This is a genomic window from Leyella stercorea (assembly GCF_021531655.1).
In genome coordinates, this window is record NZ_JADYUF010000079.1 from 1 (window position 1) to 6,708 (window position 6,708).

A 6,708-nucleotide genomic window follows, 5' to 3' on the forward strand; every position below is an offset into this window, starting at 1 on the left:
ACCTATAAAGATACAAAATATTTGTGAGACTACCAACTTTTTTATGAACTATTTCTTATCCCGAACTGGGGTACCATTGTCAAGTCAATCAGCTCATAAGGAACATAGGAACAAATTTGATAAAGGGTTCTGACTACGCCATAGAGATTACGATTTACCAAGTCTCTACAGGCAAAAAGATAGCCACGAAAACGCATCAGGGAGTAGACTTGGAATCTGGCGAGAGCTTTGTTTTCTCGGATGACATGCCAGAACTATTCACTTACGCCCGCAACAGAGACATAAATTGGAACGCCAACATCATAAGTAAAGACCAAGACACCCTAAAGGAGAGTCTACTCAAGAAGATAGAGTTCAGCGGTCGAGAATACGATGAGTATCTGAAAGCCAAGAAGGAAGGCAAAATCAATGCTGCTGAAATAACCGATGATGACGGGTCGCCACAGGATGAACCAGACCCAGATTACAAAGAACCATCTGAAGACATGACTACTGGGATTCCTAGCGATGTAGTAGTCGATACTGTACAAAGAAATAGATAAATAGGTAACTTCTCTCTGTTTCTGTGATGCTTCGTACCCAAGCTATTGGGAAGAAAATTTAATATTAAAGATCAGAATGAAAGTGCTGGTGTTTGTTAAAATACCAGCACTTTTTTTGAAAATTTCCATTAATATTACTATATTATATAAGGTATAATCTGAAATACAAAAACAATATGGCAGGTAAAATGTCTTTATGCATTATCAAATACACCTATACACGCTATGTAGGGGTGGACATCGAAAAATATACTCGGGGAATATATGAGTATGTGAAGGAAGCGTTCGGGGTGTTGCAGCCACAAATGTCGGAGCCGGGAACTATACCGGATATGTCAGACTATTTGGACGGACTACATATCAGACGAAGAACCTACAGCCGAATGCCCCTACTGCCATATCGACGCCGTCGTAGGCGATGCCTCGGGCTTCCCTATTACCAAGGAATTTCTGAGGAGAATGATGAAGAGATGGTTTTGGTGATGTAATATTTTTGCCAGCAAATGTTTGTAAATCAACAAAAATGCTGTATATTTGCTGATGAAATAATAAATAGCAGCGTTATGGTAGAGAAATACATTAATCCACATACTGACTTTGGCTTTAAGCGACTCTTCGGTTCTGAGTTTAACAAGGAATTGCTCATCAGCTTTCTGAACGCTATGTTTCATGGCGAGCAGAACGTTCAAGATGTCACATATCTAAATTCTGAGCAACTTGGCGACCGTGCTGATGCCCGACGTGCCATCTTCGATGTATATTGCGAGAACGACAAGGGCGAGAAGTTTATAGTAGAGATGCAGAATGTATATCAGGAGTTTTTCAAGGACCGTACTATATATTATTCTACGTTCCCCATTCGTGAACAGGCGCAGCGTGGAGGAGAATGGGATTTCCATCTTAACCCCGTATATACCATAGGTCTGCTGAACTTCAACTTTGCAGAAGGACTTGATAACGCCAAACGATGGCACCATGAGGTAAAGTTGATGGAGGTGGATACGCATGAGATATTCTACGACAAACTGACGTATATCTATGTTGAGATTCCGAAGTTCGACAAGCAGGAATTGGAACTTGTGACTATGTATGACAAGTGGATGTATGTGCTGAAGAATCTCTCCGGACTTATGCAACGCCCAGCAGCTCTTCAGGAGCGTGTCTTTACAAGGCTTTTTGAGCAAGCAGAAATTTCCAAGTTTAATAAGCAGGAGCTAAAAATGTACGAGGATAGCGTCAATGCCTACCGCGACATAGTGAATGCCATAAGGACGGCTGAGAAGACGAAGTTTGCTGAAGGACATGCTGAAGGACATGCTGAAGGAATGGCTGAGGGCATGGCTAAAGGCATAGCTAAAGGCAAAGTGGAGGGCGAAAAAGAAGCAAAGGAAAAGATGGCTGCCAATCTCCTTTCTCTTGGAGTGCCTTTAGAAACTATAGTGCAAGCATCGGGCTTGTCGGAAGAAGATATTCAGAATCTTAAACTGTAATTTCGTTCGTGAACTATCTAATAGTACGATATGATTTTCATAATAGCGGGGACTTCGGTCTCCGCTATTGTTTTTCCCAAAAAACATATTTTCAAGGGAATCTACAAGCAAACGGCATATTCTCATTGATGTGAACTATTATGAACTTGTCGTATTCACATAAATTGTGTAATTTTGCACAACTATTATAATACGGCAATAACAAAACTTGAAATCTATGATAATAAATAAGTTGTTGAATAAGTGCTTATACATTGCTGCTGTCAGTTTTTTTCTGTTGGCTTGCTCTTCGGGAGCAGAAAACGGTGTGGACGATGAGCCTACACCTCCGCAGCCCGAAAAACCAACAGTGCGTATACCCATTGGCATCAGCACCTATATAACTCGTGTCACTGAAACTGCGTATGAGAGTGGCGACCGGATAGGACTTTATGTTGTGAATCGTAACGATGACGGTTCGCAAAATGACCTAAAGCCTTCGGGCAATTATGTTGACAATATGCGCTATACATATTCTTACAATACTTGGACTCCCGACGAGACAGTGTATTGGAAGGATGACAAGACGTGTGCTGATTTTTATTTGTATTATCCTTATCAGGCAGTACACGCAAACGAGAACCCTATGGTGTTTAAAGTAGAAGCTGATCAAAGCAAAGTCAACTCTTATAAGAATTCCGATGTCATCATTGGTTCTACGTTAAATGTGGCACCAAGTCAGACGACTGTCTACATTGCCTCAAAGCATGTGATGAGTAGGGTGGTGATAGCCTTGAAGCCAGGCGAAGGATTTACCGATGCTTCGCTTGCAGCTTCGGATGTTAAGGTGACGCTTAACATACCAGCCGTAAGTGCCAACATAGACCTTGCAACGGGCAAGGTGAAACCTATTATGAATTCTGATAGTGAGTCATTGACTATGACTCCGATGACACCATACAAGGACGGCAATGTCTATCGTGCCATTGTGGTGCCGCAGCAAGTAGCGCAGACCAATCTGATAAATGTGAATGTGGACGGACGTGACTTCGTGTTCTCCAAGGCTTTCGATTTTGTAAGTGGCAAAAGCTATACGTTCAATGTAACACTTGCTAAGAAAAGCAGCGGCTTGAACGCCACCATAACCGGATGGGACTCAGACGGCGTAGACTATGGTGGAACGGCTACTGAGGAATAATCTGTTTTTTATTGATTACTGTTGCATGATAAGGAAACACATAAACTTTCTTATATATATTGCCATAACTATATGTGTGGTGTTGTGTGCTGGTTGCGCTGAAGGACTGTTCGGCGAAGACGGCACACAGCACTGCACTCGGCGTATTGAGCTTTCAGGCGAGATAGACCAGGTGGCAGTGACACGTGTCAACGACGGCGGCTTTTGCAACGGCGACGGAATGGGCATCTACATTGTTGACTATAAGGCTGGTACACCCGGCACGCTGCAGCAGAGTGGCAACCGTGCCAACAATGTATGCTACACTTACGATGAAGCCAACCGTAAATGGAATTCTGACTATGATGTTTACTGGAAAGACTTTCATACCCATATAGACGTATATGGCTACTATCCATACGCCAAACCCGTAAGTATCGACAACTATACTTTTAATGTACAGCGCGACCAGAGCACTGCCACTGCCGACGGCAAGATGGGCGGCTATGAGGCGAGCGACTTTCTTTGGGGCAAGTTGAGCGACGTAGCACCCACCAGTGCCGCTTTGCGTCTGTTGCTGAGACACCGTATGTCGAGTGCCTGCGTGAAACTGCTCAAGGGCGAGGGTTTCACCGAGAGCGAATGGGAAAGCATAGATAAGACAGTGCTTGCCACCAATCTGGCACGTAAGGCAAGCATAAACATGACGGACGGAACCGTGAAAGTGGCAGGTGACGTGGAGACGTCGGCTACCATTCCCTCGCAAGTGAACAATGAATGGCGCGCAATCGTAGTGCCCCAGACTGTCCCGGCTGGCACAACACTCTTCAGTATCACTATAGGTGGCACACCGTATAAGTTTGCGAAGAACGAGCCGCTTACCTATGTGTCGGGCAAGATGATGAAGTTCAACATCAGAGTGGATAAGGCCGAGGGTAGTGACAAGTATCGTCTCATGCTTGTAAGCGAGAGCATTGCCCCTTGGGAGAATGATCTCCAGAGCCATGATGCCACGGCTACTGAGTATGTTGTTATCAACTCCACTGCCGGACATCTTAAAGACTCGATAGCCGCTTCGCATAAGGATATTGCCATGGTGAAACGCATGAAGGTGACCGGCATCATTAATCATCATGATTTCATAATGATGCGCGACAGCATGCCAAAGCTTACGGCTCTTAACCTCAAGGATGTAAGAATCAAAGTACCGACCAGTGGCTATATTAATCCGGATTGGAAAGATGATGAAATACCTTCTGAATGTTTTATAAGAAAGAAAACGCTGACAAGCATTGTGTTTCCTGACGTTCTTAAGAGTATCGGAAGTAACGCTTTTGCCGGCTCTGGTTTGAAGGGGTCTCTCAATATTCCCGAAGGTGTGGTAGAGATTGGGAAATGGGCTTTTACTAACAACGACTTTACCGGTATCTTGACATTACCTTCCACGTTGAAGAAAATAGGCGTTAGTGCTTTTAGTGAGTGTTGTTTTATATGTCCATTGAACTTGCCGGATGGAATTGAAGAAATCGAATCTGGATGTTTTTATAATTGCCGGTATCTGTATGGCAAGCTGATATTGCCAAGTCATTTGAAGAAGATGGGTTCAAGCGCATTCCGTGGTTGTACTGGCTTTAAAGGCGACTTGGTGATTCCTAAATCCTTGACCGTTATACCCGGGCTCGCTTTTTACGAATGTGGGTTGGGAGGCAGATTACAGTTGCATGATGGCATCACTATTATAGGAGACTGTGCATTTACTCGTAACGGATTCATTGGCGAACTTGAATTGCCGAAGAGTCTTACAATACTTGAACGTGGAAACTTCGATGGAAATTATTTCTCAGGAAGCTTTAAGATACCCAAGGGATTGTTAAGCATTTCTGTATCAGCTTTTGCATATTGCGCTTTTACTGGGGAGGCGGAGATTCCAGAGGGTATTCTGTCTATTGGTGAAGGAGCATTTTATAATAACGAAAATCTGCAAAAGATAATATTGCCAAGCAGTCTTGAGTTAATCGATGATCAAGCCTTCGGATATTGCAAATCGCTTCGCGTAATTGAATGTAAGAGCACCGTCCCTCCAGTTGTGAATGACAGAGCTTTCTATGGAGTCCATTTGCAAGACCTCACTGTTATCGTGCCTAAGTCTGCTTTAAATGACTATAAGTCGTCAGATTTCTGGTCGGGTTTATTATTAAAAACTGTCGAATGATAAGAAAATACATAAACTTTCTTATATACATTACCATAACTATATGTGTGGTGTTGTGTGCTGGCTGCGCTGACGGACTGTTCGGCGCTGACGGCACCCAGCACAGCACCTGTCGTATTGAGCTTTCAGGCGAGATAGACCATGTGGCTGTGACACGTGTCAACGACGGCGGCTTTTGCGACGGCGACGGAATGGGCATCTACATTGTTGACTATAAGGCCGACATTCCCGGCACATTACAACAGAGTGGCAACCGTGCCGATAATGTATGCTACACTTACGATGAAACCAACTGTAAATGGAATTCAGACCAAGACGTTTACTGGAAGGACAATCATACCCATATAGACGTATATGGCTACTATCCATACGCCAACCCCGAAAGCATCGACAACTATACTTTTAATGTGCAGCGCGACCAGAACACTGCCACTGCCGACGGCAAGATGGGCGGTTATGAAGCGAGCGACTTCCTATGGGGCAAGTTGAGCGACGTAGCACCCACCAGTGCTGCCTTGCGTCTGCTGCTGAGACACCGTATGTCGAGTGCCTGCGTGAAACTGCTCAAGGGCGAGGGCTTCACCGAGAGCGAATGGGAAGGCATAGACAAGACAGTGCTTGTTACCAACCTGGCACGTAAGGCAAGCGTAAATATGACCGACGGAACCGTGAAAGTGGCAGGTGATGTGGAGTCGTCGGCTACCATTCCCTCGCAAGTGAACGATGAATGGCGTGCCATCGTAGTGCCTCAGACCGTCCCAACAGGCACAACGCTCTTCAGCATCACCATAGGTGGCGCACCTTACAAGTTTGCTAAGAACGAGGCGCTTACCTATGTATCGGGCAAGATGATGAAGTTCAACATCAGAGTGGACAAGACCGAGGGTCATGGCAAGTATCGTCTCACACTTGTAAGTGAGAGTATTGCCCCTTGGGAGAACGATCCCCAGAGCCATGATGCTACGGCTACGGAGTATGTCGTTATCAACTCCACTGCTGGATATCTTAAGGACTCGATAGCCGCTTCGCATAAGGATATTGCCATGGTGAAACGCATGAAGGTGACCGGTACCATTAATGCGCGTGATTTTAGGATTATGCGCGACAGTATGCCAAATCTTATGGCTCTAAATCTAAAGGATGTAAGAATAAAAGGAGTATACAGCTATATATTTGGGGGAGAGGAGTGTTGGCCAGATAAAGCTGAAGATGATGTATTGCCTGGTTTTTGTTTCAAGGGATGTTCTATAAATTAACATATTGATAATTAGTTATTTAATTTAATAATTCAATAAATAGTCGTATTTT

The 6,708-nt window shown here is 44.3% G+C and carries 5 protein-coding genes; all 5 read left to right on the forward strand.

Going from position 1 to position 6,708, the window contains the following annotated elements; translation table 11 throughout:
• The first annotated feature begins 116 nt into the window (after window positions 1-116).
• Entirely contained in the window at window positions 117-542 is a 426-nt protein-coding gene (locus tag I6E49_RS13755; RefSeq protein WP_235403026.1) for a hypothetical protein, read from the forward strand.
• A 548-nt stretch (window positions 543-1,090) separates the two neighbouring features.
• Window positions 1,091-2,032: an Rpn family recombination-promoting nuclease/putative transposase gene (locus I6E49_RS13760; RefSeq protein WP_441006981.1), complete on the forward strand. Its 942-nt coding sequence runs from the start codon at window positions 1,091-1,093 to the stop codon at window positions 2,030-2,032.
• Window positions 2,033-2,249: 217 nt separating this feature from the next.
• Window positions 2,250-3,209, forward strand: a complete 960-nt coding sequence (locus tag I6E49_RS13765) for a fimbrillin family protein (protein WP_235403030.1) — start codon at window positions 2,250-2,252, stop codon at window positions 3,207-3,209.
• 25 nt (window positions 3,210-3,234) lie between these two features.
• Window positions 3,235-5,400 (forward strand): leucine-rich repeat protein, encoded by a 2,166-nt coding sequence (locus tag I6E49_RS13770; RefSeq protein WP_235403031.1) that lies wholly within the window; start codon window positions 3,235-3,237, stop codon window positions 5,398-5,400.
• Window positions 5,397-6,656, forward strand: a complete 1,260-nt coding sequence (locus tag I6E49_RS13775; RefSeq protein ID WP_235403033.1) for a fimbrillin family protein — start codon at window positions 5,397-5,399, stop codon at window positions 6,654-6,656. The genes I6E49_RS13770 and I6E49_RS13775 overlap by 4 nt, the downstream gene beginning before the upstream one ends.
• Window positions 6,657-6,708: the final 52 nt, after the last annotated feature.

Excerpts from the sequence above, each read along its gene's own strand:
- I6E49_RS13765 (WP_235403030.1), top strand. The coding sequence starts at position 2,250 with ATGATAATAAATAAGTTGTTGAATAAGTGCTTATACATTGCTGCTGTC.
- I6E49_RS13770 (WP_235403031.1), top strand. The coding sequence starts at position 3,235 with ATGATAAGGAAACACATAAACTTTCTTATATATATTGCCATAACTATA.
- I6E49_RS13775 (WP_235403033.1), top strand. The coding sequence starts at position 5,397 with ATGATAAGAAAATACATAAACTTTCTTATATACATTACCATAACTATA.